This is a genomic window from Pseudomonas sp. UFMG81 (assembly GCF_015354575.1).
GTDB lineage: Bacteria > Pseudomonadota > Gammaproteobacteria > Pseudomonadales > Pseudomonadaceae > Aquipseudomonas.
The window spans coordinates 1-1480 of record NZ_JACAFQ010000072.1 but is presented as its reverse complement, the minus strand read 5'-3'; the positions used below and the strand labels follow the sequence as shown (position 1 = coordinate 1480).

Below are 1480 nucleotides of genomic sequence, written 5' to 3'. Positions count from 1 at the left end.
CACCAGCCCCAACCCCACCAACAGCAGGCCATACACCCCCAGCAGTTTCAGGTACAGGCTCAGCGGCTGCGGCAGCACCAGGCGCAGCAGGTACGACAGCGCGCGGAACAGATGCACCACCAGCCCGGCAATGATCAACAGCGCGCTCACCCCGGGGGTGACCAGGTCGCGGTAGCTGTCGCGGCCCAGGGTCGACAGGTCGCTCGCCGAGGCCACGCGTTGCTTCATCAGCTCGCGGGCGTCGTGCTGCAACGCCGGCAGGTACACCGAGCGCTCGAAGGCTTCCTCGGTCAGGTAGGCGTACAGGGTAATGCCCGAGGGCAGCGCCAGGTCCTGGCGCCACTGCGCCTGGATGGCGCCGACGGCGAGGAAGGCCGGGCGCTTGAGGCCGGGTTCGATCCAACCAGCGTCGATGCGCTGCTGGATGAACGCGGCGTACTCATTGCGGGCCTCGCGGCGCACTTGCTTGGCCACCGCGCGGTTGAAACCAGGGCGGTCGTCAGGGCGCCACAGGTCGTTGACCGGCACGTTCATCTGCTCGCGCAGCACGTGGCGCACCGGTTGCCATTCGCTGGGGGGCAGGGTCCAGGGGTTGAGGTTGCGGCCGCGTTTGCTGAGCAGGCGCTGGTAGTCGGTCCAGGCCTGGCCCTGGCGCTGGAGGATGGCCAGGCGGCTGGTGGCGCCGGCGTAGTACAGGCTGGCGCGGCGGTACTGGCGGTAGTTGTCCTCCTGACGGGAGGTGGCCTTGAGGTAGCGCTGGTAGTTGGGCGCCAAGCCGCCGCGCTGGCGGTCGGCGAGTTGCTCGAAGAAGCTTTGCGGCGCCAGGCCTTCGGTGGCGGTCAGCCGGGGCAGGGTGGGCAGGCGCAGGGCCAGTTCGGCCAGGCGCAGCTTGCCTTCCGGGGTGCGCAGTTGGTCGGGGCTGGCGGCCTGGCCGTCCAGGCGCAGGTCGTGCTGCAGCATCTGGTTGAGCAGGGGGATGCCGAACGCGGCCTGGGCCTGTTGTGCGGGGCTGGCCTGTTCGACCAGGCTGTCCACCAGCAGGCGCTGGGCGTGGTAGCCCAGGTACAGGCTGCTGGCGCAGGTGATCACCGCCCACAGCACCGTGCGCCCGAACGGCCAGCCCAGGCGCATGTTCTTGCGCAGCAGGCAACTGAGCACCAGCAGGGCCAGGGCGACGGCGCCCAGCCAGTGGCCCTGGCGGGCGAAGTTTTGCAGCAGGCTGTGCGGCGCCAGGGTGCCGACCAGGTCGGTCAGCCGCGCCAGGTACGCCACGGCGAGCACCAGGTAGAGCGCGGTCGGCAGCAGCATCAGCCGCGCCAGCCAGCTTTCCTGGGCACGGGTCAGCGGCAGGGTGCCGCCCCACAGGGCGCGGCCGAAGCGCTGCCAGGGCGAGAGTTCGTGGCTATGGGCGGTACGTTGCAGCAGCGCGCCGATCATCGGGCGTTGCCTGTCAGGGGCAGGCGGCGGGCAGGGGCGGGCG

At 70.7% G+C, this 1480-nt stretch carries 1 protein-coding gene; it reads right to left on the bottom strand.

What is annotated here, in order from left to right; genetic code table 11:
- The coding region (locus IX761_RS26945; RefSeq protein ID WP_194792519.1) for a hypothetical protein at positions 1–1437 on the bottom strand (1437 nt) is incomplete at its 3' end.
- Between the last annotated feature and the right edge of the window lie 43 nt (positions 1438–1480).